This is a genomic window from Comamonas halotolerans (assembly GCF_030162935.1).
In the GTDB taxonomy this organism is placed as follows: Bacteria; Pseudomonadota; Gammaproteobacteria; order Burkholderiales; family Burkholderiaceae_C; genus Comamonas; species Comamonas halotolerans.
The window spans coordinates 1-215 of record NZ_JASAUZ010000070.1; the positions used below are offsets into that span (position 1 = coordinate 1).

Below are 215 nucleotides of genomic sequence, written 5' to 3' on the forward strand. Positions count from 1 at the left end.
GTGTTAGGTTCTATGTTTTCAGTCAAGCAGTTTTGGGCAGAAGCTGCTCAGGATTAAACCGAGCAGAGCCTTTCCAAACTGCAAATGCCACGCGCAATAACTTGCGGCCCAAGATCACCAGCGACTCTGTCGTCGAGAACCCTTTGAATCGAATGTGGGTATACAACGGTTTGAGTGCTTTGCTATGGCTGGCCGCGAATGCGGCCAGCCATATG

1 pseudogene is annotated in these 215 nt (G+C 50.7%); it reads right to left on the reverse strand.

Annotation, left to right across the window (positions count from 1 at the left end):
- Window positions 1-22: 22 nt before the first annotated feature.
- Window positions 23-215 (reverse strand): annotated as a pseudogene (locus QEP11_RS17530) (hypothetical protein); the annotation flags it as partial.